Source organism: Paenibacillus hebaui (assembly GCF_051934385.1).
Taxonomy (GTDB): domain Bacteria; phylum Bacillota; class Bacilli; order Paenibacillales; family Paenibacillaceae; genus Paenibacillus.
On the sequence record NZ_CP196836.1, the window covers coordinates 5,191,532 to 5,214,040 of the forward strand.

24 protein-coding genes are annotated in these 22,509 nt (G+C 48.8%); 9 read left to right on the forward strand and 15 right to left on the reverse strand.

Annotation, left to right across the window (positions count from 1 at the left end):
* Positions 1-60 precede the first annotated feature (60 nt).
* The 4 genes from ACR32F_RS23585 to ACR32F_RS23600 all read left to right on the forward strand — a co-directional run bounded on the left by ACR32F_RS23585 (position 61) and on the right by ACR32F_RS23600 (position 3,310).
* Entirely contained in the window at positions 61-933 is an 873-nt protein-coding gene (locus ACR32F_RS23585; RefSeq protein WP_017687164.1) for a carbohydrate ABC transporter permease, read from the forward strand.
* The gene (locus tag ACR32F_RS23590) at positions 934-1,758 is read left to right on the forward strand and encodes a carbohydrate ABC transporter permease (RefSeq protein WP_440111316.1); all 825 of its coding nucleotides are present in this window, start codon (positions 934-936) and stop codon (positions 1,756-1,758) included.
* Positions 1,759-1,871: 113 nt separating this feature from the next.
* Positions 1,872-2,297, forward strand: coding sequence for an Rrf2 family transcriptional regulator (locus ACR32F_RS23595; protein ID WP_440111318.1), 426 nt, complete (start codon positions 1,872-1,874; stop codon positions 2,295-2,297).
* 155 nt (positions 2,298-2,452) lie between these two features.
* Positions 2,453-3,310 (forward strand): SDR family oxidoreductase, encoded by an 858-nt coding sequence (locus tag ACR32F_RS23600; protein ID WP_440111320.1) that lies wholly within the window; start codon positions 2,453-2,455, stop codon positions 3,308-3,310.
* Positions 3,311-3,470: 160 nt separating this feature from the next.
* On the opposite strand, the gene ACR32F_RS23605 is transcribed toward ACR32F_RS23600, so the two are convergent.
* The 13 genes from ACR32F_RS23605 to rnhA all read right to left on the reverse strand — a co-directional run bounded on the left by ACR32F_RS23605 (position 3,471) and on the right by rnhA (position 16,845).
* The gene (locus ACR32F_RS23605) at positions 3,471-4,016 is read right to left on the reverse strand and encodes an RNA 2'-phosphotransferase (RefSeq protein ID WP_440111322.1); all 546 of its coding nucleotides are present in this window, start codon (positions 4,014-4,016) and stop codon (positions 3,471-3,473) included.
* A gap of 23 nt (positions 4,017-4,039) precedes the next feature.
* Positions 4,040-4,480 (reverse strand): Imm48 family immunity protein, encoded by a 441-nt coding sequence (gene imm48 / locus ACR32F_RS23610; RefSeq protein ID WP_440111324.1) that lies wholly within the window; start codon positions 4,478-4,480, stop codon positions 4,040-4,042.
* A 101-nt stretch (positions 4,481-4,581) separates the two neighbouring features.
* Positions 4,582-6,174: an FAD-dependent oxidoreductase gene (locus tag ACR32F_RS23615; protein WP_440111326.1), complete on the reverse strand. Its 1,593-nt coding sequence runs from the start codon at positions 6,172-6,174 to the stop codon at positions 4,582-4,584.
* A gap of 39 nt (positions 6,175-6,213) precedes the next feature.
* Complete coding sequence (locus ACR32F_RS23620; protein WP_440111328.1) at positions 6,214-7,119, reverse strand: ROK family protein; 906 nt, start codon at positions 7,117-7,119, stop codon at positions 6,214-6,216.
* 28 nt (positions 7,120-7,147) lie between these two features.
* A complete protein-coding gene (locus ACR32F_RS23625; RefSeq protein WP_440111330.1) occupies positions 7,148-7,975 on the reverse strand; it encodes a MurR/RpiR family transcriptional regulator in 828 nt (275 codons plus the stop codon).
* Entirely contained in the window at positions 7,953-8,660 is a 708-nt protein-coding gene (locus ACR32F_RS23630) for an N-acetylmannosamine-6-phosphate 2-epimerase (protein WP_440111332.1), read from the reverse strand. Before ACR32F_RS23630 ends, ACR32F_RS23625 begins: the two co-directional genes overlap by 23 nt.
* 33 nt (positions 8,661-8,693) lie before the next feature.
* The gene (locus tag ACR32F_RS23635) at positions 8,694-10,241 is read right to left on the reverse strand and encodes a DUF4127 family protein (RefSeq protein WP_440111334.1); all 1,548 of its coding nucleotides are present in this window, start codon (positions 10,239-10,241) and stop codon (positions 8,694-8,696) included.
* A gap of 55 nt (positions 10,242-10,296) precedes the next feature.
* A complete protein-coding gene (locus ACR32F_RS23640) occupies positions 10,297-11,157 on the reverse strand; it encodes a carbohydrate ABC transporter permease (protein ID WP_440111336.1) in 861 nt (286 codons plus the stop codon).
* Positions 11,154-12,035, reverse strand: coding sequence for a carbohydrate ABC transporter permease (locus ACR32F_RS23645; protein ID WP_440111338.1), 882 nt, complete (start codon positions 12,033-12,035; stop codon positions 11,154-11,156). Before ACR32F_RS23645 ends, ACR32F_RS23640 begins: the two co-directional genes overlap by 4 nt.
* Before the next feature lie 74 nt (positions 12,036-12,109).
* Positions 12,110-13,441, reverse strand: a complete 1,332-nt coding sequence (locus ACR32F_RS23650) for an ABC transporter substrate-binding protein (protein ID WP_440111340.1) — start codon at positions 13,439-13,441, stop codon at positions 12,110-12,112.
* Positions 13,442-13,815: 374 nt separating this feature from the next.
* Entirely contained in the window at positions 13,816-14,805 is a 990-nt protein-coding gene (locus tag ACR32F_RS23655; RefSeq protein WP_440111342.1) for a serine/threonine protein kinase, read from the reverse strand.
* Positions 14,806-15,103: 298 nt separating this feature from the next.
* Positions 15,104-15,973, reverse strand: a complete 870-nt coding sequence (locus ACR32F_RS23660) for an alpha/beta fold hydrolase (protein ID WP_440111344.1) — start codon at positions 15,971-15,973, stop codon at positions 15,104-15,106.
* A gap of 209 nt (positions 15,974-16,182) precedes the next feature.
* Positions 16,183-16,845, reverse strand: coding sequence for a ribonuclease H (rnhA, locus tag ACR32F_RS23665; protein ID WP_440111346.1), 663 nt, complete (start codon positions 16,843-16,845; stop codon positions 16,183-16,185).
* Between the two features lie 158 nt (positions 16,846-17,003).
* Between rnhA and ACR32F_RS23670 the strand changes: the two genes are divergently transcribed.
* On the forward strand, positions 17,004-17,246 hold the full coding sequence (locus ACR32F_RS23670) for a hypothetical protein (RefSeq protein ID WP_440111348.1): 243 nt from the start codon (positions 17,004-17,006) through the stop codon (positions 17,244-17,246).
* 7 nt (positions 17,247-17,253) lie between these two features.
* On the forward strand, positions 17,254-17,703 hold the full coding sequence (locus ACR32F_RS23675; protein ID WP_440111350.1) for a DUF421 domain-containing protein: 450 nt from the start codon (positions 17,254-17,256) through the stop codon (positions 17,701-17,703).
* A gap of 123 nt (positions 17,704-17,826) precedes the next feature.
* Here ACR32F_RS23675 and ACR32F_RS23680 read toward each other — a convergent pair whose 3' ends face one another.
* The gene (locus ACR32F_RS23680; RefSeq protein WP_440111352.1) at positions 17,827-18,594 is read right to left on the reverse strand and encodes an ABC transporter ATP-binding protein; all 768 of its coding nucleotides are present in this window, start codon (positions 18,592-18,594) and stop codon (positions 17,827-17,829) included.
* Position 18,595: 1 nt separating this feature from the next.
* Positions 18,596-19,672 carry a FecCD family ABC transporter permease gene (locus ACR32F_RS23685; protein ID WP_440119994.1) on the reverse strand — a complete coding sequence of 359 codons (1,077 nt, stop codon included), beginning with the start codon at positions 19,670-19,672 and terminating at the stop codon, positions 18,596-18,598.
* Between the two features lie 166 nt (positions 19,673-19,838).
* Between ACR32F_RS23685 and ACR32F_RS23690 the strand changes: the two genes are divergently transcribed.
* The 3 genes from ACR32F_RS23690 (at position 19,839) to ACR32F_RS23700 (ending at position 22,397) form a co-directional block, all read left to right on the forward strand.
* Positions 19,839-20,903 (forward strand): ABC transporter substrate-binding protein, encoded by a 1,065-nt coding sequence (locus ACR32F_RS23690; protein ID WP_440111354.1) that lies wholly within the window; start codon positions 19,839-19,841, stop codon positions 20,901-20,903.
* 150 nt (positions 20,904-21,053) lie between these two features.
* Positions 21,054-21,476 (forward strand): MarR family winged helix-turn-helix transcriptional regulator, encoded by a 423-nt coding sequence (locus ACR32F_RS23695; protein ID WP_440111356.1) that lies wholly within the window; start codon positions 21,054-21,056, stop codon positions 21,474-21,476.
* Between the two features lie 57 nt (positions 21,477-21,533).
* On the forward strand, positions 21,534-22,397 hold the full coding sequence (locus ACR32F_RS23700; RefSeq protein WP_440111358.1) for an alpha/beta hydrolase: 864 nt from the start codon (positions 21,534-21,536) through the stop codon (positions 22,395-22,397).
* The last annotated feature ends 112 nt before the right edge of the window (positions 22,398-22,509 follow it).

Sequence of the window (22,509 nt, forward strand, 5' to 3'; positions counted from 1 at the left end):
ACATGCAGCGGGCACTTGCCCGCTCATGTATTTTGGCAGGAAGGACAGGTGTTACAGGTTATGAATGCGAACAAAATCTATCCATGGTATTTCTCGTCCGGAGCGATTGTACTGTATCTGTTGTTCATCGTCGCTCCCGCCCTGTTGGGCATCTATTATTCCTTCACCGACTGGAACAGCTATAGTTCGGAGAAGAACTTTATCGGTCTGGAGCATTTCCGTACCATCCTGGCAGGTGATCCGACCTATCTGCTTTTTATCAAAAATACAGTTCTGTTTACCCTGGTTACGTCCATTGCCAAGACCGTTCTGGGCTTGTTTCTCGCTCTGCTGTTAGTCAGCGGTGTAAAGGCCGCCAATCTGCACCGGATGATCATCTTCTCCCCACAGGTGCTGTCCTTCCTAATTGTTGGTCTTGTGTTCAAAAGTCTGCTCGACCCCAACAACGGGTTCGTTAACGTGACTCTGCGTTCCATGGGACTGGACGTTCTCGCTCAGAATTGGCTGGGCTCCCTGACTTGGGCCATGCCATCCATTATGGCGGTGGATACGTGGAAAGGCATGGGCTACATCATGGTGCTGTTCATCGCCGGACTACTCGCCATCCCCCGCGATTATTACGAGGCGGCATCCATTGACGGCGCAGGCTTCGGGCAGAAGCTGTTCCGAATCACCATTCCGATGTTGATGCCTACGATTACCATCGCCACGGTGCTCAATATTACCTATGGGCTGAGAGTCTTCGATGCCGTATACGTGCTGACCAACGGTGGCCCCGGCAACGCCACGGATGTCATTAACACAGCGGTATATTCCTCTTTTGCCAAAGGGTATTGGGGACTCGGAAGTGCGCTATCCACCATTTTGTTTGTCATCATGGCGATCATCTCCTTCTTCATCATCCGCTTGATGAACCGAAAGGTGGAATACTAAATGCGATTGAAAAAAAGACTGGCCTCCATTGCGTTAAATGCGCTCGCCTGGCTGCTTAGCCTGGTGGTCCTGATTCCTTTTGTCGTCATTGTACTGAATTCTTTCAAGTCCGATGCCGAGGCCAAAGTGCTGAAACTGACGTTGCCCGAGAAGTTTATCTTTGAAAATTACAAAATCGTCTATGAACAGGGCCACTTGGGAGGTTCTTTTTTCAACAGTCTACTGCACTCCGGGGTCTCTTCCCTGCTGCTGGTGTTTGTCGTGGCTTTCTCAGCCTTCACGTTATCGCGCAATCATTCAAAGCTCAGCAAGTTTCTGTACTTCTTCCTGATTCTTGGCATCACACTGCCGCTCAACTACATTCCGCTGATGGAAGTAATGAAATCGATGGGCATGATTAATTCACATCTCGGCATGATTCTGCTCTACACGGCGATGGGGATTCCAATCTCGCTATTCATTACGTATGCATTTGTGTCTAACATCCCGAAGGAGCTGGATGAAGCGGCGATCATGGACGGATGCAATGGGATCAAGCTGTTCCTGAGAATTATCGTTCCTTTGTTAACATCGGTGCTAGTGACGGTATTTGTCCTGAATTTCCTGAGTGTCTGGAATGAATTCACTGCCCCACTCTATATGCTCAATACGGTGGAAATGTGGCCGATGACCCTGGCTGTGTATAACTTCTTTGGACAATTCAGTGCCCAGTGGAATCTGGTCAGTGCGGATATCGTGCTCACGTCATTGCCTGTACTAATCGTCTTCCTGATTGGGCAAAAGTATATTGTAGGGGGACTAACTTCAGGAGCGGTGAAGGGTTAAGGCCTAGGCAATCCAAAATTAATGATACTCCTCAAAGGAATACATGTTACGAAAGATCTAATTGACAACAGATCGCTTTGTAACTACAATGGTTACAACGGTGGTGATCACAAATGAAACAAATCAGCAGTCGCTTTTCCATAGCAGTCCATACGCTGTCCCTGATCGCTGTTGCGCCTAACGAGTGCACCGGAGATTTTATCGCCCAGAGCGTGAATACGAACCCGGTTATTATCCGGCGGATCATGTCCAAGTTGAAACAGGCTAGCCTGATTGATGTCAGATCTGGCGTCGGGGGCGCATTCTTGTTGAAGGAGCCCTCAGACATAACCCTGCTGGATGTATATCATGCCCTTGAGGTGGTCGAGGATGGACAGTTGTTTAATTTCCATAAACACCCTAACCCGAATTGTCCGGTAGGCAGCATGATTGAACAGAGCTTGCGTGCCGAGCTCATTGAAGCTCAACTTGCCATGGAGGGACGTTTGAAACGTGTAACGATCCAACAGATGATGGATCAGGTTCGCGCCTCTGAATAAAAAAAGCTCATTGTGAGCTTTTTTTAAAGCTTTCGTTGTAATCACACCTGTTATAACAAAGTCGATTACATCCATACGCAATATTCTTTCACAGCTTGTCGAGCTTATCGTGTATGGCGTATCCAACCAAAACACACCTATAGGAGGAAAAGAAGATGAAAATTTTAGTTACAGGCGCAACAGGTCATTTGGGTTCACTGGTGGTTGAAGCATTGTTGAAGACAAATGCTGCAGGAGATTTGGCAGTAAGCGTACGTACTCCGGAGAAAGCCGAATCGTTGCTTGCTCAAGGCGTTGATGTTCGTCACGGTGATTTCGATCAACCGGAGACTTTGGAGAAGGCTTTTGCCGGCGTAGACCGTCTGTTGCTCATCTCCACCGATGGTGACAATGAAACGCGTATTCGCCAACACCAGGCTGCGATTGACGCTGCCAAAAAAGCAGATGTGGGTTTCATCGCTTACACAAGCGTTGTGAACGCTGAGAATAACACACTCCCCCTGGCTGAAGTTCATCGCGCTACAGAACAAGCTATTCGTGAGTCTGGCATTCCTTATTCCTTCCTGCGCAACAACTGGTACCTGGAAAATGAAGCAAGCAGCGTGCAAGCGGCCACGCAAGGCGCACCTTGGGTTCATGCAACTAACGATAGTCAAGTGGGCTGGGCTACACGCAGTGATTATGCCCATGCTGCAGCAGCTGTCCTTGCTGGAGAAGGCCATGAGAATACCATGTATGAATTGTCCGGCAAACTGCGCACTCAAGCTGAACTGGCTGCCATTGTTGGTGAAGTCCTTGGACAGGAAATCAAAGTGCAAAACGTGGACAATGCCGCTTACGCTGACATCATGAAAGGTGCAGGTCTGCCTGACTTTGTCGTATCGATGCTGGTGGATATGCAAAGTGCCATTCGTGAGGGAGCACTGGCTGTAGAGAGTGATACATTGGAGACATTGCTTGGCCGTCCTGCTCAACCACTGAGCGAAGGCATTAAGGCGATTTTGGGCAAGTAAGTATAATAGACTAGAAATTCAAAGGGGTGTCCCCGTCATGAACATGACGGAGACACCCCTTTGTTAGCATTCATTTTCTCTAATGAACCCGGCACACGTTCTACGCTGTCCCTGATTACAGCACCATTAGGGTAGCAGCGCCTCCACAACAGTTCATCAATCATTGCTCGATATAACGTGCGGGTATGTGGTCGGCCAGCCAAATATTTTCATTCCCGTGATAAAAGAGGAGTCCCTCCTGGGCGGCTTGAGCAGCATTGATTTTCAGAATAACAGGCTGATCATCACGTCTTCGTCCCACCTGTTTGGCGGTATCGATATCTGCGGACAGATGTACATATTGTCGTTGCCGCGGCTGCAAACCTTGTTCCGTAATGGAAGGGACCGACCGCAGTGGCGTTCCATGATAGAGTGTCTCTGGTGGATCGGCAGGTGTTTTAGATATCTTTTGCGGGGTCGAATGACCATATAAAGCCCGGATGCGGCCAGAACGGATCTCATGTCTCTTTTTCTCCGAGGCTTGAATCATCTGCTCCAGATCGGTTTCCGTTACTTCCTTCCACTGCGAACTTTCATGTAAAGCCACCAGCAATTGCTGAATTCCCACCCAACCCTCTTCGTCCAGCTCCAGCTCATACTCCCACGGGGCATGTCGCAGAGCGTAGGAGAGCTCTTTGCTTAATTTCATCAGATCCAATGCGATCATCTCCCAAACCTAATAAAACTCGTCTATTTCTGCGGTTGTACCGCTGTTAAAATCTCTTGAATGTTACGTGCCAACCCTTCATCGTCTTCCTGATTGAACTGGCGGTGTCCATCGATCCCGCGATGGATAATCGTGTTCATCACAGGATGAACCTCACGATCGGAAGCTACCCGAATAAGGTCATCTGCAAAATCAACCGCCTGCTGCTCACTATAGTTAAACGGCTTAATCAGCATCCGAATGCTCAGTGCATGAGCCTGTGACTCTGCCAGCTGATCCCGATGGGTGATGCTATATACACCACCAAAACCAAAAGCAGCCATGACCTGACGCTCCAGTTCTGTTGTCTGTTCCAAAGGTGTACCGATCAGTTCACAAATTTTGCCCACCATCTGCTCCAGCTCTGAAGCCGCCGCAGCCAGAATCATCTCATTGATTTCTTCAGCATTAATATAATCAGTCATCTTGTATTTCTCCATTTCTGAGCCCTGTTGGATCGTTCGATTCTCTCAGACTCTATGAACCCATTGTATCGAAGATTGGGGGTTCGTTTCAAATAAGCTGCCTAATTATCCCCTTCCAGCTCTGCCTTCGTCCAATGCAGCTGAACTCCTTGCCGGATCAACTGTGCCTGATAGGACTGAAGGTGCTCTTCCGTATCTCTTATTGCCGCCGGTTCCACCTGATTGGAAATGGCATATGCCGCAAGGTGGCCCGCTGCCTCGCCAATATTCCATTCTGTAGGATGCAGACGGTAACAACCGTTCGCGATCTGGGTCATGGAGATATTTTTGCAGGCCGGGAGCAGGTTCTTGACTCGTACCGGGATGAGCGCACCCAACGGAATCTCGTAGGGATGGTTCGGTATATAAAAGGTTCGCTGGCTCACGGTTGTAGGATGGAGATCCAGATGATAACTGCCAACACCCACACTATCGTTGTAACGTTTTGGCCCCTCTGCGCCCCGCAGCTCCTTGCTCACATCCTGCTCCGCAATGGTATAGAGGCCACGGATTCGACGCGATTCCCTTATATAGGGAGCTTTCGCCAGACCGTCTTCCGTGCCAAGCACATCTCCCCGCAGTCGTACGCCAGGATACCCCCGTCCGCCATCGAGGCGGGGAGCCTCCGTTTGAAGCCAATATACCAACGACAGCGTAAGCTGCCTTGCCTCATCCAGATGCTGCTGCCTTTCCGCCGGGGATACACCGATCAGCGGACCAACGTAATAATCGTTCAAGGCCCAGTTAAGCAGCGTCACTTCACCCGCATTCAGCGGCTCTGCCCACAACTCGGGATCAACGATCCGCCGATAATCCCACAGCGAGACAATACCCTGTTCATTCGGGAACATCGTGAACTCTTTCAGCTTGGAGGTATCATTGGCATCCGAAGCGTACCAGCTCAGGATCGGATACGTTGAGAATGAGGGAACATACTGTCGCCAGTATTCATATTCTCGTGGACGGGGAATGGTGAAGTTTCCATCATGTACATAATCCACTGCCGCCACATGGGTAATCGACTGCATGTCTAGCGGGTCTGCTTCTTCCAGTGCATGGGGTTCACTCGTCTCCCGCCGAGATTCTGCTCCGCTTACATGCTCGACTCCGGCAAGGGGGAGCAGATCGCCGCATTCCGTGCCATCCAAATAATAGGCACCCCGGAGCTTCATCAATCCTCCACTTTGGCCTACACGAACAGTCACGCTAGTCACCCGATCCCCTGCTGTATCCGCATGAACCGGTACAGTATAATAGAGGACTTCGATCCGTCCTGTATTCACGTAGGGGGCAAGCATCTCATGCAACACCGCAAGTGCGACCTTGGGCTCATGTGTCAAACGGCTGACCCAGCCATTGCCAGGATTCAGAATGGGATCTCGTCTTGCGGATTCGGTAAGTGGGTAATTCCGTCTGTAATAATCCCTGACCCTGCTGCGAAATTCGCGGTAGGACGCCGTGCTGCCGGATTGTTCAATCCAGCGGTGTTCATCCGGGGGCACTGCCTGCGAGGTCAATTGACCGCCAAGCCAGTCCGTCTCTTCCGTCAAAATGACCCGCTGACCTGCTTTGGCTGCGGCCAGTGCAGCCGCCGTCCCGCCAAGTCCGCCTCCGATAATAACAACATCGGTATGTTTCTCCTGCTCAATAGCCATGCGCTTTCTCCTCCTTGTCGCTGCGCAAACCAAGTTGATCTATCTTGGTACATCCATCCGTTCCATAGCCAGTCGTGCCGCCCCGAAGCAGCCAGCCCGATTACCGAGTTCAGCAGCTGCAATCCGGTCTGTCAGCCCTTCAAGGTGCAGCTTGTTGGTAAGCAGATGCCACCATGCAGCATGGTCATGAATCACTCCGCCACCAACAATAATCAATTCGGGATCAATCGATGCGCTGATATTGGAAATAACCAGCGTCAAGTTCGCCGTGTACTGCTCCAGGATGAACAATGCAGATGGTTCACCCTTAGCTGCGGCTGCCATGATTTCCCGGCCATCTGTGTACACACTGTCCGACTGCTCCATTGCAAGGCGCAAAAGCGCACTGCCGGAGACATATTGCTCCACGCAGCCCTGTTTGCCACAGTTGCAAGGCCGCCCACCGGGCACAAGTACACTATGCCCCCAATCCCCGCCACGCCAGCCAGCTCCGCGCAGCAGTTGGCCTTCGTACATGTTGGCACCTCCGACACCGGTGCCCAGAGTCAGCATCACGAGGCTTTGCTTGCCGCGTCCGGCCCCAAGCCACGACTCGCCAAGCAACGCGGCATTCGCATCATTGTCGGCAACCGCAGGCAACCCAAACGCTTCCTCCGCCCATTGCGTAAGCGGCATGCCCTGCCAGCCGGGCAAATGGTCGGTGGCGTAAACCACTTCCCCCGTAACTGCATTCACCCTGCCTGCTGAAGCAATGCCTATGGCCTCCACCTCGGCACATCTTACCAGCAGGTCCACCAACAGCTCTTTTAACTGGCCAAGTATGCCTTTCCGCCCCAGACGAGCCTCTGTTGCACGTACAATATCCGCAAGAACCATGCCGGCTTCATTCACTACTAATCCCTTGATTCCCGTGCCTCCGATATCCACCCCAATGACCTGCCGCATCTGCTTCTCCCCCATTCAGACACATGCTTCAATAAATACGGTCAATAACCGCCCGTGCTGTCCATTCCTTCATCTTCTTGGTCTCTTCCGCATGCAGTCCCTCCAGCCCCTGGCAGAGAAGATCGATAATGAATAACTGGGATATTTTGGCCCCGATGGAGCCACCTTCGAGCGGAGATTCCTTCCCCGCAGTCAGAAGTACGATGTCGGCAATGGAAGCAATAGGGGATTTGGCATAATTCGTCAATGCAATTACTTTTGCTCCGTTCTGCTTGGCTTTCATCAGCATATTATTCGTATCGAGCGTACTGCCTGACACGCTGATGCCAAAAGCAACATCACCTTCCCCCATCGTCACTGCCATCATGGACTGGATATGGCTGTCGGGATTGGCTTCCACTCGCCGTCCGATGCGCAAGAAACGGTTCTTGGCATCCAGAGCCGTAATCCCTGAAGAGCCAACGCCAAAGAACTGCACATGCCGTGCTTGGTCCAAGCACTGTACAGCCTGCTTCAGTTGTTCGTAATCCAGCATCCCCAGAGTCGACTGAAGCACACCCACCATGGAAGCATAGAATTGGTCCGCAATATCACGCTCTCCATTTTCGCTGTCCGGCTGGTTCTGCCGTTTGGGCAGCCCCTGGGCTAACACAAGCTTGAAGTCCTGGTAACCTTTAAAGCCGATTTTTCGACAGAAGCGCATCACCGTGGTTTCTCCTGTCCCTGCAACATCAGCCAGTTCGGTCACCGATAGATAGATCAGGTTATCGGGATGCTCCAGTACGCACCGTGCTACCTTCTGCTCTGCCTTGGTCATAGAAGGGTAATACGTATTAATGCGGTCGCTCATTTCCATCGTTTCTCATCCTCATCTTTGTCGTCACTGCCGCAAACCGCCGGGTGATCAGCTGCGGCCGTGTTATTGCAGAGCCTACTACAACAGCGTAAGCCCCCAGTTCCAGCGCCTTTTCCACCTGAGAGGGTTGGCTGATTCGGCCTTCCGCAATGACCGGGATTTTCAGACGCTGGGCAGCTAGCTTCAGCAGTTCCAGATTCGGTCCATCCTGCTGCCGGGAGTACGGTGTGTAACCGGAGAGTGTAGTCGAAACACAGCTAACTCCAAGCGACTCAGCGTATACCGCTTCCTCCAGAATGGAGATGTCCGCCATGGAAACTGTCCCGTTCTCATTCAGAAATGCTGTCATTTGTTCAAGCGTTTCGTTCTCTGGACGCTTCTGCCGAGTCGCATCTAAAGCGATGATATCTGCACCCGCCTGCAGCAGCTCGTCGATCTCTCTCCGTGTCGGGGTGATATATACCGAAGAATCCGGGTAATGGCGCTTTACGATTCCGATCACCGGCAGCGATACGGCTTGTTTGATCGCCCGTACATCTGCGGCACCATTCGCCCGAATTGCGGCTGCTCCGCCTTCTTCCGCCGCCGCAGCCATCCGCGCCATGTACGCCGCGCCGTGCAACGGCTCATCCGGTAATGCCTGACAGGAAACAATCAGCCCCAGACGCAGGTTCTCTAGGATCATAGTTCTCAGGCTCCCCACCCTCTCTCTTCTAATCTACTTCTCGCGTACACACGCAGCTGGGACGAAGCGCACAGAAAGCCCTACCTCGAACATCCGGTTCCACGGCATATAACAATCGACAATCTCCACGCTTCCAGCAGAACTGTCAATTCGTACAGCAAGCTCCTGACGTAATCGTTCCTTTACCCTGGCAGCAATACGGCCTCGTGGCCCATCCAGCAGATATTTACCATATCCCATCTCCTGCACCGGACCATTGCTCAGTTCTCCTCGCACAACGGAACAATAGCAGACATCCTCGGCATACCGCAGCGCCAGGAAATCAAGATGCGCCTGTGTACGCCCATAGAGCAGATAGATCATCGCCTGCGAGATGACGGTTCCGAGCGAGTTGGAGCTGGTATTCCAGGCCGCATATCCGGCAAGATTGAATAACATGTCTTTTTGCCTCAGCATCTTGACCAGCTTCTGATCCCCACCATTCGCGTATCCGACATCCGCAACAGCAATCGGTTTCCCCTTGCACCGGAGCAGATGGTCCCCATATTCCACTAATTCCATCAGATTCCGGTACACATCATAACTGTAAAACGCATGCTGCTGGGATACCGCCTCTGCCATCGTCTCACCCGGCGTACTGATCAGCAGGATCAGATCCGCTTCATCTGCACTTGATGCAATAAGCCCCCCTGCGGCCAGGATCTGGTACTTCAACGTTTCATAGAAAAATCGATCCTCAAACAGCGGCGTAACAAACGCCCCCTGCACAGACGACAAGCGAGGATACACAAGCGGCATTCGGCCGCGAGCCTTGTTCATCATCCGGGTAAGCAGTACGCAGCCCACTTCGTCTGCACCTGGATACATATAGACCTTAAGCTCCAGATCCAGAGCAGTAATGCTGGTTCGAACCTTTTCTTGATCCTTCGCCGTATGACCATAAGGCGCCGAATCATCCTGCGGAACAATCATGAAATCGATGATTCCTTCCTTTACCAGAGCCATCACCTGTTGGTTTGCTGTTATATTTATCGCCCTTCGTCCAAGGTAATCTTCCAGCACCTCGGCTGGAAGGCGAGTGTCAATATCCGCCAGCTCTTGAATCTCTTCTTCTGTTGCCGTTCCAAGCTCCAGGTGGTGGCTAATGAAACCTTTGCGAAAGATTTCCCGCCCCCAATCCTCATAATAGTCCGGCTCTTCATCCGACAGGGAATATTGCGGGCAGCGCATAATCAGTTGGAAGGCGTATAAGGTCAGCTGAGGATGACGTTCCTTGATTTCTCTAAGTCGCTCCAAACGTGCGGTCAACTCTTCCAGCTTCAGGTTATGAAGTCGGGAGGGAATAATCCCGCCATACAGCAGCGTATCCAGGGCAACAACTGCTCCATCCGCCCCTGCACAGCTTTCCTCGAACCAGGACCAGAGCTGCTCCACGTCCCCTGGGCGTTTCTTGAGTCCCATCATTTCTAGCGGCGGACGTTCCACGGTGAATTCCGTCCCTTGCGCCAATAAATACGGGAACTCATAATTGCAAGGTCGTTCATCCAGCGGGACAAATGTTAACCTATACTGCTTCGGCATGAATGTGCTCATCCTTTCTGTGCTTTGGTCAGACCATCTTCGTACCTCGTTCGTTTTAGCCTTTAATCGCACCCGCAATGCCTTCCATATAGTACTTCTGCGTAAAGAGAAATACGATAATAATCGGCAGCACCGAAATCATCGTTCCGGCGGCGATCCAGCCAAAATTGTAGGAGAATTGCCCATTTAAATACGTAAGAGCTGCGGCCAGCGGATACTTCTGCGGATCATCCAATACAACAATCGGCCACAGGAAATTGTTCCAGAATGCCATGACCTCCAGCAGCCCGATGACAGCAACCCCCGGCTTGACCAGAGGCATGACGAGTTGTACAAATATCCGAAGCTCGGAAGCCCCATCCATTTTGCCAGAGTCCCTGATATCCACCGGTATGCCTAGAAAAGTCTGCCGCATCAGGAAAATATTGAACACCGATACCGCAGCAGGCAGCACCACACCCAGAAAGGTATTGCCCAAGTGAAAAGCCTGTATGGTCAGATAATGTACAATCATCGCCGTCGCTGACGGAATAATCATGGTCGAGATCAGGAGTGTGAAGACCAGATTCCTTCCTTTGAACCGGAACACCGCGAGTGGGTATGCCGTCAGGCAGGACAAGACGATATTGAACACCACCCCAAGCAGCGTGATGACCACGGTATTCATGATGTAGCGCGGAAACTCCATGAACTCCCACACCTGCACATAGTTGTCGAACGCGATGAATGTGGGCAGTATCGCTGGCGGATTTGCGAACACATTGCGGCCTGGCATGAGCGATACACTAAGCAGCCACAGGAAAGGCCCCATCATAAACAGGGCAAGCAGGATTAACAGTACATAGATGATCGTATAACGGAGCCATTTTTTCACTTTTTTAGACGACTGTGTCCTCAGACTCAGATTCCGAATCAATAGGAATTCACCCCGCCTTTCCGGTTCAGACGGAACACCAGCACACTAAGCAAACCTACCAATACACTCACAATCAGTCCAAGCGCCGAGGCATAACCGAAGTTGAACTGCTCCAGCCCTTTTTGAAAAATATAAACACTTGAGGTCAACGTGGACGTACCCGGCCCGCCTTTGGTCAAAATATAGACCTCGTCGAACACACGGATCGCCCCCATGACCGAGATTAAGGTACAAAAAAGAATATGCGGCCGCAGCAAGGGAATCGTCACATAAACAATCATTCTCAGGGGCCCTGCCCCGTCCACCCGGGCTGCTTCATAGAGATCGGCCGGGATACCCTGGAGTCCAGCCAGATACAGCATCATGTAATAACCGAGACCTTTCCACATCGTAATAAACATCAGAACATAAAGCGCCGTATTACTCGTGGAGAGCCAAGAAATCTGCTCGCTGAGAACCCCTACTTTTAGCAAAATATAATTGACCACACCGTTATTGCCCAAGAGCCAGCTCCAGATCAGCGCCACAGCAACCATGGAGGTTACGACAGGAATATAGTAGGCTGCCCGAAACATTTTGACACCCGGAATCCGGCTGTTAACCAGAATGGCCATTAAAATTGAAAATAACTGAATCACCGGAACAATCAGCACATACACCAGTGAATTCCACAGGGAAACCAGAAAATGATGATCATTGAAGGCACGAGTAAAGTTATCCAGACCTACATAATGCGTCTCTGAAATGACTGAATAATCGGTGAGTGAGAGTGGTATCCCGTAAACAATCGGCCAAAAGGTAAACACCGCCAAAAACAGCAAGCCTGGTGCCATAAATGCCCATGCGGTACAAGATTCGGATCGAATCGCCTTATACACCCGGTATGCCTCCCTCTCTTCAAGGATTAAGGGGGAGTCCTCCCTTCCCCCTAAGCAAGCTGTAACGCGATCATTTAAGAACCCTGACTAAGAATATGGTTAACTTCCTTCTCCATAGCGTTCAGTGTCTCTTTAATGTCGGCTCCATTCATCAGTATTTCCTGTAGTCCTCGCGTTAGCGCGGAGTTGATATCGGCAGCACTCGGGACACCTACCATATAATCCGTTGCTTTGTCCAGACTCTGGGAAGAAGCAACCTTCGCTTCGGCTTCCAGCGAGCCATCGGATTGCGTGAAAAACGGATCTTGAATAGAGGCTTTACTCGACGGCAGTGTATTCGCTATTTTGGAAAAGGCAGTCTGGTTCTCTGAATTGGTAATATAGGCGGCAAATTCTACTGCTTGCTTGGGATTCTTGGACTTCTGTGGCACAACGAGGTTCATGGAGTTGGAGAGTCGCAGGTTGGCTTTGCCCGTTGGCAGGGGTACAGCGATGGTATTTTTGTAAACATCCGGCGCAGACTGCTGGATGAAGTTGATAAAGGTTGGCCCAGACAATTGAAAAGCGACCTGCTCACCGGAAAAATACTGGATCTGCTTGCTGAATTCCGCATCCTCCTTCAGTATGACGCCCTCATTCATCAGATCACGCATTTGGGAGATCATCTCCTCGGCTGCCGGTGTATTGAAGGCCGCGGCAGTTTTATCCTCATTCAGAATCGAGATGCCGTCGATCGGGAACAGCTTGGAAACCAACTGCTGCGCATATCCCGCTACTCCAGTCTTCTCATGGACCTGGCGGGCCCATTCAACCAGCTCCTGACGAGTCTGCGGCGGATTCGCCGGGTCAAGGCCTGCTTGCTTCACCAGCTTGGTATTCATGAACAGCACTTCCGTTCCTGTATACCAGGGAAGCGCGTAAGCTTTGCCATTCAAGACAGTTGAGCTATAAATTCCTTCAAAATAACTCTTCGTTTCCTCATCTGACAGATGCTCGCTCAAGTTCAACAAGGCTCCCTTGCTTCCCAATTGACTGGCGAATTCGGTATTCAGATTTACAACATCAGGGCTTTTGCCACTGGCTGTACTGGTCAATAATCGCTGCGAAATCGCATCATACGGGTAGTCCTTCCACTCCACTTTTACACCGGGGTGGCTGCTCTCATACTTGGCGATCAGATCATGAAAATAATCGTTGAAGGTAGGCTGTAATGCAATCGTCCAAAACTCCAGCGTGACAGGCTCGCCAGTCGAAGCGCCAGTCTCTGTGCCTGTTTCCCCCGTGCTTCCTGGACTTGGCGTACCCGCCGTATTCCCATTTCCTCCACAGGCGGCAAGCAACATCGACATCATTATGACTAACAGCAAAGATACGGTGAAGACCTTTCTGTTGGTGTTCACAACCATTCCCCCTCGGTTTGGTGTAAGACGGGAGCCCGACCCTTGCGTCAGATGTCCTGACTTGTTCACTCCATCTTTTAACTGGAGTATATGCAGCATCAGGAATGAGAATGAAGTATTTTTCCGCAAAACATGAAAAAAAAGAAATCATTTTTCTTTTACGAGAATTAAAACTGAAGTCTATATAATTTGATCTCTTTTCTTAAATGCTCCAGCGTTTGGCTAAAAAAGAATACAGAAAAAAGCCAGTTCGACCCGCAAGGGAGCAGAACTGGCTTTTTTATTGTGCTGTGTAAATTATTTTTATATAATTCGTTTTTATATATGCGATATACGCTCATTAAGCGTAACTGTATCGTTCGGTATACGAGGGGTATCACTTAAGCCGTCTCATCCTGTTTCTTCGGCTCCAATTCATAGACCTGCGTATGTTCATTCTCGGCCAAAGACCATTCCACTGTGCCGGGTTTGCGCACTTTCCATACCCAGGCTTGAACGCGAAGTGAACTTCTGACCCAAGCCAGAGAAGCACAACGTTTTTCGGAACGAACCATCAACCCCCAATGAATGACGCGTGCCAACCAAGGATTCACATACTCATTGTGAGTACGAACAGATGGCAGTTCATCCTGGAACAACCGCTGCTTCACGTCCATCGGCGGTTGTCCACATGTCCAATAATGAAGCAGCGCGGCCAAACTATAGATGTCTGACATCGGCCCCTGACTGGATTTCTCGGAATAAAATTCAAGGGGCGAATATCCGGCAGATGTAAAGATCGCCGGTTTGTCTCCAGATTGCATCGGCCAGCGAGCAGCCGAACCAAAGTCCAGGAGCTTGGGCGTACCATCCTCCATCACCATAACGTTAGAGGGTTTCACGTCCCGGTGGAGAATTCCCTGCTTATGTATATAGTCTAGTGTGTCCACAAGTGGAAGCAACGTTTCGGTAATGAATGTAGCATCCAGAGCATGATTGCGCTCCTTCAAATATTCGGTCAGGGTTACCCCTGTGCAATATTCCATCACAAGATACCCGGTGTCATTCTCCTGGAAATGATCCACATACGGAATAATATGGGGATGACTCAGCGTAGATAACAGTTCTCCTTCTATCATAAAAGCAGCCAGAAGCTCCTGATATTGTCCGCTAAACCCTCTCGAAGAACAGAATACTCCCCGTTTATCTGACTGACGAGCCGCCAGTCTTTGCGGGAAAAATTCCTTAATCGCTACCTTTGCGCCCGTGTTCCGGTCTCTACCAATATATACAATAGCCAGTTCGCTACTGGCCAACACCTGCCTTACCTGATATGTATCATTTAAAACAACATTGCGCTGCAATGCCATTTTGCAATTGTCTTTTCTCATAACAAACCTCTTTTCAACCTTGTCGATCGGAAGACTTACCGCATAACGCATCATTGAGTTCCAACTAGTAGGCGTATCAACGCCAACCATATATATAAACCATAAGATGCAATTCGAAACACCTTCATATGGAATATTCAATAATTAATGTATCAAGCTTAATACTAGTCTATTCCTTACTGAATTGCACGCTCTTAATTAAAATAAGAGGCACTCATATTCTATTGTTATCGACAAAGGGGACGGTTTGTTCTATTTAAACTGATAAAACGTTCCACCGTCCCAATCCCCACAGCTTTTAATAATTCTTGTGTAAAAACTGTCCTATTTCCTTGTTCATCTGAACTAAAACGTCCTGCGATGGAAAATGCCCTGTGTCGTACTTGACACATTCTACATTCGGAATAATTTTTTGCGCTCGTTCAATTACCTTGTCTGCCGGGAAAAAGACATCCTTCTCTCCGACCAATAACAGGGTTGGGGACGTATAGTTAACCAGTTCGTCTCTCTCCGTGAGCTTGGGCAGATCCTGCTCCAAACTGACATGCTTAAAAATTTTACCAATGATGTTTTTATCCATTTCTTTCATGCAGTTGCACGACATGCTGTCCGTAATTTTTTGCAAAGAAGATGGTGAAGAAGTCATCCGGTACTTAACAAGTGGAAGAACGATATCCTGAACGGTTTTGATTTTGGAACCAACAGCCAGGCCTGCCGGAGCGACCAATACAGCACATGCAATTCGTTCTGGAATGTAGGTTGCCAGTCTAAGAATAATTCCTCCGCCAAAAGAAGGACCGATAAACGCACTTTTTTCGATCTCATAATAATCAAGCAAGTCGGAAACCCACAACGCAAAACTATCGAATCGTGCCGATATCCGTGTCTCCTCACTGTAGCCGGGATGACCGATCGTATCGGGGGCGATAATCCGGTATTCTTTGAACAAGGAAGAGAACCAGGACAATGTCATCGGATTCACACAATTTCCGCCTTGGAGAATAAATAAAGGCTTACCATCTTCAGGACCTGTCAATAAAACATGCGTCTGTCCAAACCGTGTCTCCACATACTCTCGTGTAAATCCCTCGCCCAGTTCATTAAGATAGGCTTCGTACTCCTCAAGTATGCTGCTTCTTCCTTCTTCACTTCTATAAATGGGACTCATGTCTGCCTCCTGCAATATATACTCAAATAACCAATTCTAGCGATTAACCAGAAAATCAATGCTCCAAAAAGATAAAGAGGGCCTGCAGATGACAGGCTCCTCCATATGTGTAACTTATCATATTGAGATGATTATAGAATGGAAACTGGAAATTGTAAACATCGTTTCTCATAGAAAATTAATAATGAGGTAATACGAGAGTAAATGGTCTATTTCCGGCCGTAATCGGCCTTGATCTCGCCCCACTGTTTGGTCTGCCATTTCAGCACTTTATTGCTGTACGTGTTCGTCCGCAACCACTGCTCAGCACGGTCAATCATCAGCCAAATCTCTTCCGTGGAGTTGTCCCGCGCTAGTGTCGTGGCTACTTTTTTCTGCTTCAGCCATTTCATCGCATTGACCGAGTCGGTATACACCGTTTTGGTACTGCCCTCTTTTTTGAGATGTGCGAGGGCATGTACAATGGCCAAGAATTCGCCCAGATTGTTCGTGCCTTTGGAGATCGGTCCGACGGAGAAAATAATCTCACCTGTGCGGGTGTCTACCCCTTTGTATTCTACAGGTCCGGGGTTACCGCGTGTACCCACATCAACGGAGATGCTGTCATAGTCGATTTCAGCCGAAGTTTCCATCCCCGCACTTCTTCCAGTGCTGCCCGACTTGGCCTTCGAAGCACCGCCTGCCCCTCCTGCACTTGAACCCCAGTTCCCTTTCCATCCGGCACGATACGCTTCTTCTGCGGACGCTTTCGATTCATACGATTTATATTTTGCTCCTGTAAAATGATCCGTCTGCGCTTTACACTCCGCCCATGTACTGTATACGCCTGGTTTCTTGCCTTCCCAGACAACGTAGTATTTCTGCTTCGCCATCCATAACCGCTCCTTTGTTTACTGCATTCAATGTCTTATTGTAAACGATAGGGAGGGGGGAATGAAAGATATGGATTCAACCAACGGTATAATTCAACCAAGTCAAGAACAGGCTAAAATACACAGCACAACAATTGGGACAGAAAGGAATATAACCAATGGACTGGATATGGAAATCCGTTTTGCTTGTACTAACTGGCATGATTCTGCTCCGGATTGCAGGACGCAAGTCTATCTCGCAAATGAGTGTCGCTACAACGGTCATCATGATCTCCATGGGAACAACCATTGTGCAGCCCATCGCGAATCATGAGCTTGGCAAAGCGATCGGATCGGCGGCGGTATTCATTGCAACATTGATTGTAGTGGAACAATTACAATTAAAATTCAATATTTTTTGAACGGCTGATGAGTGGCAGCTCCAAAATCGTGGTAGAGGATGGGAAGGTTATTATCCCAAAGCTGAAACGTATGCGTTATACCATAGATCAGTTGGAGATGCATTTGCGACAAAACGGAATTTCGAGTGTGGATGATCTAGAGACGGCGACGGTAGAACCCAATGGGCAACTCGGCTATGTACTGAAACGACATGCTCGTCCAGTCACGATTGGAGATCTGGAAGAACTGTTACGCAGCAACATGTTCGTGAGCGCTCAGCATGGTGAAAAAAAGGAATCCGAAAACTCGCAACCCAAAGCGAGAAAGATCGAAAACCTGGGTCAGCTACGTACCACAACAGAAGTGCAATTACCAAACTCCGATGATTCTTCAACCCCCAGCGGCAACTCCACAGATATTTTCGAAGAAGTCAGCAAGGGTTCTCATGCTCAGCCCATCGATTCCAATTTGCAATAACGACGCCCGTACTCCAAAAAAATAAAGACCGCCCCTGCGAACAAATTTACATTGCTCCAAGAGGCGGTCTATTTCATTTCCATTTATAGTTAAACGTTTACTTGCCTCACCATTTAGTTCTGATCACCGTGTACTCAGGTAAGCAATACCCAAGCCACCCGTAACCGGATTCTTATAGATTTCACATTCCACATCGAACACTTCACCGATCATTTCACGAGTCAGAATATCCGCAGGTTTGCCATGCACGACAATCTCTCCCTTCTTCACCACATAGAGATAATCACAATATTCTGCGGCGAGTTCGAGATCATGCAGCGCTGCCAATATGCCGATGTCTAGTCCCCGAACAATGTTGAGGATTTGGAGCTGATATTTGATATCCAGGTGATTGGTAGGCTCGTCCAGGATCAGGAATTCAGGTTGCTGTGCCAGGACACGCGCCAATACCACACGCTGTTTCTCTCCACCAGACAGAGACACATAATTGCGGTCTGCATGTCCGGTCAGATGTACTTTTTCCAGAGCCTGCTCCACGATTTCGTGATCTCGTACATTATCCGTTTCCAGCAGTTTTTTGTGTGGGGTACGCCCCATCATGACCATCTCGCGCACCGTAAAATCAAAGCTGAGCTCATTAAACTGGCCGACAACGCCCATATGCCTGGAAACGACCTTTGGACTGGATTTGATAATATCTGTATTGTCGAGAAAGACCTTGCCTTGCTGCGGTTTGATCACTTTATAGATGCTCTTGAGTAGCGTTGATTTGCCACAACCATTCGGACCAATCAGGCCGACAAATTGCTTGCCATTTACCTGTAATGAAATGTCCCGAATAATATCCGTGTTCAGCACGGAGATGGATACATTTTCTACGTTCAGTTTCATGTTAATTCCCTCCAAAACCGTAGCCTTTTTTGACCAGCATATACATAAACATTGGCGCACCAATCATCGCCGTAATAATACCGATCGGTAGCTCCACGCTGGATATCAGGGATCTTGCGATAACGTCCGTCCAGATGAGGAAAATGGCTCCAAACAGCACGGATACAGGCATCACTTTACGATGGTCGGAACCCACCAGACCTCTCACAATATGCGGAATAATCAGTCCGACAAAACCGATCATGCCACAGCTTGCGACCATGACGCCTGTCACCAAAGCCGTTAACAGCATGTAAAGTCTGCGGTACACACTCAGATTAATGCCGAGCGTAACCGCGGCTTCATCGCCCAGCAACATCGTATTGAGAACTCTGGACTGCAACAAAAAAAACAGAATCGCTACAAGCACGACAATCCCCACCAGCGGAAGTTTGTTCCATCCGGAAGCCGCCAGGCTACCCATGGTCCAGAACGTCACCGTCTTGATGCCCTCCGCATTGTTGGCAAAATAAATAATAAAATTGGAAAAGGCGCTGCATAGCGCGTTAATCACCATTCCGGCAAGCACAAGCTTGACTGACGTCATTTTACCTCGAATCCCCGCAAGGGTTAGTACCAGCAAAGAAGCCCCCATTGCTCCGGCAAATGCCCAGAAAGCTACACCGGTCTGACCCAGCCAGCCAATCGCACCGAATCCAATGAGAATCGCAAAAGTTGCTCCAAGTGAAGCGCCTGAGGATATGCCCAGTATGTAAGGATCGGCCAGCGGATTCTGCACCGCAGCCTGCATAACAGCACCGCACAACGCCAAGCCTGCACCGATAAACATCGCCATCAGCACACGCGGGAAACGAATCTGCCAGATAATATCCGTAAAGGAGCCTGCCTCAATTGGTATTGCCCCCCACTGAAATCCCGTTAATTTGTATAAAAGAATACGATATGACTCCGCCAGCGGAATGCGTACCTGTCCAATGGATACGGCAATCCCTACGGAAATAAGCGTAATAAAGATTAAAGCTACGATAAGTAAGGCAAAACCAGATTTACTGTGAACCAAGGACTCTCTTTTCCCCATACGCTGTGTCTGAACCTGAACCGTCTGTGCCATCTCTTCCCCCATCAATTCTGCGTAAAATTAAAATAAATTAAATTTGGCTATTTACAAAGTGTTTTCTCGGATTATAATTGAGAATGATTATCTTTGTCAATTAAAAACACATAGAAAAGGGGTTCACCAATTAATGAAATTCACATCCAGAACCATTTGCTTCGCTGCTCTAAGTCTCTTGTTACTGCTGCTTGCAGCCTGCTCGAATGCTTCCACTTCTTCCCCTGCCGAAGAAACAACTTCAACAACTAACGCGACAGAAACTTCAGCTCCTGCTGAGAATACAAATAAAACGACGTACCCGCTCACAATTGAGAATTTCACGATCTCGGGTGAGGGCGGCGAGTGGAAACCAAAAGCTCAAGTATTTGATAAAGCACCTGAACGTGTTGTTGCGAATACCCAATCTGTGGCTGAGATGCTCATCAAATTGGGTCTGACGGACAAAATGGTCGGCGTTGCTGCTCTGTACGGTTCCGTTACACCGGATGTTGCGGATGAATTTGCCAAAATCCCGGTTTTGTCCAAAGATTATGTGGGTAAAGAACTCGTTGTAGGTGCAAGCCCGGATCTGGTGATGGGACGGGGTGACCTGTTCGCTGATGCTGACTGGGGGGTGGGAACTGTGGATGGATTGAATGACATGAACATCCGTACCTTCCTGCAAACGACGAATCACAAAGGAACACTCGATAGCCTGTATAATGATATTGAACAACTTGGAAAAATCTTCAACGTTCAGGAAAATGCTGCAACATTCACGGAAAGCCTGAAAGCTCGTGCTGAAGCAATTAAAGCCAGTGTAGCGGATCAGCCTGAGCACAGTTTTGCCTATATCGTCCCTGCAACCGAAGACACCATTACCGTAAGCAGCATGCAGAACGATACGTATCAGTTGGATGCACTCGGTCTGTTGAAGCTGAAGAATGCGTTTGATGGTGTGCAAGGTGAAGTCAGTGTGGAACAGCTGATTACAGCCAACCCGGACTACCTGCTCTTGTCCGCTTATTCCGGTTCACCGGATATCGATAAGCTGATTCAGAGCCTGTATGCCAACCCTGCCCTGCAAAGCATGAACGCCATCAAGAACAAACAAATCTATGTAACGGATTTCAGCCAGTTCTGGGGTTATGGATATCAAATTCTGGATGGTGTTGAGAAAATGGAACAGGAAATGAAAGGTAATCCGATCAAGTAATGACTGGACTTTGGCTTGTCATATAGTATTGCAAGGAAGCACATCCAATGAGCAGGAGAAGAAATTCTCTTACTCATTTTTGTATGCTGCTGTGCAAAGAGTCACGGATTTAAGCTTGACATTAGTTTGATAACAAACTATATTACGTGTATGAAAACAAGAGATGCTATTTCACTCCTATCCAAAATTAAAGAGAAGGTCAACCGCTTCATCCTAGCCGAAATGGCCCGGCAGGGAATCGAGGATCTCGCCACGTCCCATGGAGATATCATCTATGCCCTCTACAATAATCAGAGAATGACAATGGCCGAGATCGCCAAAAAAATTGGCAAGGATAAATCCACAGTGACCGCGCTTGTGGACAAGTTGGTGCGAACCGGATACGTGCTCAAGGAGCGCGATGCAGCAGATTCGCGTGTTGTCCATGTGGCTCTGACTGCAAAAGGCGAAGAATTAAAGCCGGTCTTTGAGGATATATCTCAGCGCATGCTGGATATGTTTTATGCAGATGTTACGGATTCGGAGAAAAAAGAACTGCTTCGAATTTTGGTGAAAATTCACGGCAACTTCTAATTATTTTTTTGACCAATTAGTTTGATATCAAACTAATATCTTAAGGAGGTATTTTGTATGACGGACTACACCCTATGGCTACCTGAACATGAAGTAAAGAAGATCGGAGAACATGCTTTACACTTGGAGATATTCGAAGGAACTGCGGTTCCCAACTCCAAAACAATGACCAATAGACCACCGCTCCTTTTTGTTCATGGTGCATACACAGGTAGTTGGATGTGGAGCAAATACATCCCCCATTTTGTTGAGCAAGGTTGGACCTGCTGTGCCATGAACCTGAGAAGTCATTACAAAAGCCGGGTTATGGACATGACACAGATAACCTTTAACGATTATGTGGAGGATATTCGTGAAGTATTAGCCGAGTTCAACGAGCCTCCTGTTCTCATCGGCTTCAGCATGGGTGGTATTCTCAGTCAAAAGATTGCCGAAACCGTTACTCTGGCAGCTCTGATTGTAATTGACACCAGTCTGAGTAAGGAAGTCCATCAGGTTATACCCTACCCGGAAACGGATCGAACCACACCAGGGATCATCATTCCTGCCCCTGTCCGTGATGAACTGACCAGTATAGATGAGACGGCAGAGGACATTGCATTTCAGCGTAAATATCTTCAGATGGAGTCATCGAAGGCATTTAGCACTTTTTCCGTTATGTTTGGAGCCGATGGCGGTGTATCCATCAATGGGGACCTGATCCATTGCCCCAGTCTGGTGATCAAGGCCGTTTCCTGTGAAGACGAGGAGCATAGAGGCAGACTAACTGCCGAACAGCTCCGTGCTGAATATGCCGGACTGTGGGATACGACTCATACGGGTTTACTGGTAGGCCAAAGGTACATGGAAGCCGTCGATATCATCCTTGAATGGTTACACAGACTGCAATTCTTTGAATTAACGGATAAACTCACAAAATAAAAGGAATATCATGTTAAAACCTCTTTCTTACCTTTAATCCTGTATGCAAAAGAATGTTTTTTTTAGATAAGCTTATATGCATAGTTCTGGATAGGATTAAAATATAAGAAAT

Excerpts from the sequence above, each read along its gene's own strand:
- ACR32F_RS23585 (WP_017687164.1), top strand. The coding sequence starts at position 61 with ATGAATGCGAACAAAATCTATCCATGGTATTTCTCGTCCGGAGCGATT.
- ACR32F_RS23590 (WP_440111316.1), top strand. The coding sequence starts at position 934 with ATGCGATTGAAAAAAAGACTGGCCTCCATTGCGTTAAATGCGCTCGCC.
- ACR32F_RS23595 (WP_440111318.1), top strand. The coding sequence starts at position 1,872 with ATGAAACAAATCAGCAGTCGCTTTTCCATAGCAGTCCATACGCTGTCC.
- ACR32F_RS23600 (WP_440111320.1), top strand. The coding sequence starts at position 2,453 with ATGAAAATTTTAGTTACAGGCGCAACAGGTCATTTGGGTTCACTGGTG.
- ACR32F_RS23605 (WP_440111322.1), bottom strand. The coding sequence starts at position 4,016 with ATGATCGCATTGGATCTGATGAAATTAAGCAAAGAGCTCTCCTACGCT.
- imm48 (WP_440111324.1), bottom strand. The coding sequence starts at position 4,480 with ATGACTGATTATATTAATGCTGAAGAAATCAATGAGATGATTCTGGCT.
- ACR32F_RS23615 (WP_440111326.1), bottom strand. The coding sequence starts at position 6,174 with ATGGCTATTGAGCAGGAGAAACATACCGATGTTGTTATTATCGGAGGC.
- ACR32F_RS23620 (WP_440111328.1), bottom strand. The coding sequence starts at position 7,119 with ATGCGGCAGGTCATTGGGGTGGATATCGGAGGCACGGGAATCAAGGGA.
- ACR32F_RS23625 (WP_440111330.1), bottom strand. The coding sequence starts at position 7,975 with ATGGAAATGAGCGACCGCATTAATACGTATTACCCTTCTATGACCAAG.
- ACR32F_RS23630 (WP_440111332.1), bottom strand. The coding sequence starts at position 8,660 with ATGATCCTAGAGAACCTGCGTCTGGGGCTGATTGTTTCCTGTCAGGCA.
- ACR32F_RS23635 (WP_440111334.1), bottom strand. The coding sequence starts at position 10,241 with ATGCCGAAGCAGTATAGGTTAACATTTGTCCCGCTGGATGAACGACCT.
- ACR32F_RS23650 (WP_440111340.1), bottom strand. The coding sequence starts at position 13,441 with ATGGTTGTGAACACCAACAGAAAGGTCTTCACCGTATCTTTGCTGTTA.
- ACR32F_RS23655 (WP_440111342.1), bottom strand. The coding sequence starts at position 14,805 with ATGAGAAAAGACAATTGCAAAATGGCATTGCAGCGCAATGTTGTTTTA.
- ACR32F_RS23660 (WP_440111344.1), bottom strand. The coding sequence starts at position 15,973 with ATGAGTCCCATTTATAGAAGTGAAGAAGGAAGAAGCAGCATACTTGAG.
- rnhA (WP_440111346.1), bottom strand. The coding sequence starts at position 16,845 with ATGGCGAAGCAGAAATACTACGTTGTCTGGGAAGGCAAGAAACCAGGC.
- ACR32F_RS23670 (WP_440111348.1), top strand. The coding sequence starts at position 17,004 with ATGGACTGGATATGGAAATCCGTTTTGCTTGTACTAACTGGCATGATT.
- ACR32F_RS23675 (WP_440111350.1), top strand. The coding sequence starts at position 17,254 with ATGAGTGGCAGCTCCAAAATCGTGGTAGAGGATGGGAAGGTTATTATC.
- ACR32F_RS23680 (WP_440111352.1), bottom strand. The coding sequence starts at position 18,594 with ATGAAACTGAACGTAGAAAATGTATCCATCTCCGTGCTGAACACGGAT.
- ACR32F_RS23685 (WP_440119994.1), bottom strand. The coding sequence starts at position 19,672 with ATGGGGAAAAGAGAGTCCTTGGTTCACAGTAAATCTGGTTTTGCCTTA.
- ACR32F_RS23690 (WP_440111354.1), top strand. The coding sequence starts at position 19,839 with ATGAAATTCACATCCAGAACCATTTGCTTCGCTGCTCTAAGTCTCTTG.
- ACR32F_RS23695 (WP_440111356.1), top strand. The coding sequence starts at position 21,054 with ATGAAAACAAGAGATGCTATTTCACTCCTATCCAAAATTAAAGAGAAG.
- ACR32F_RS23700 (WP_440111358.1), top strand. The coding sequence starts at position 21,534 with ATGACGGACTACACCCTATGGCTACCTGAACATGAAGTAAAGAAGATC.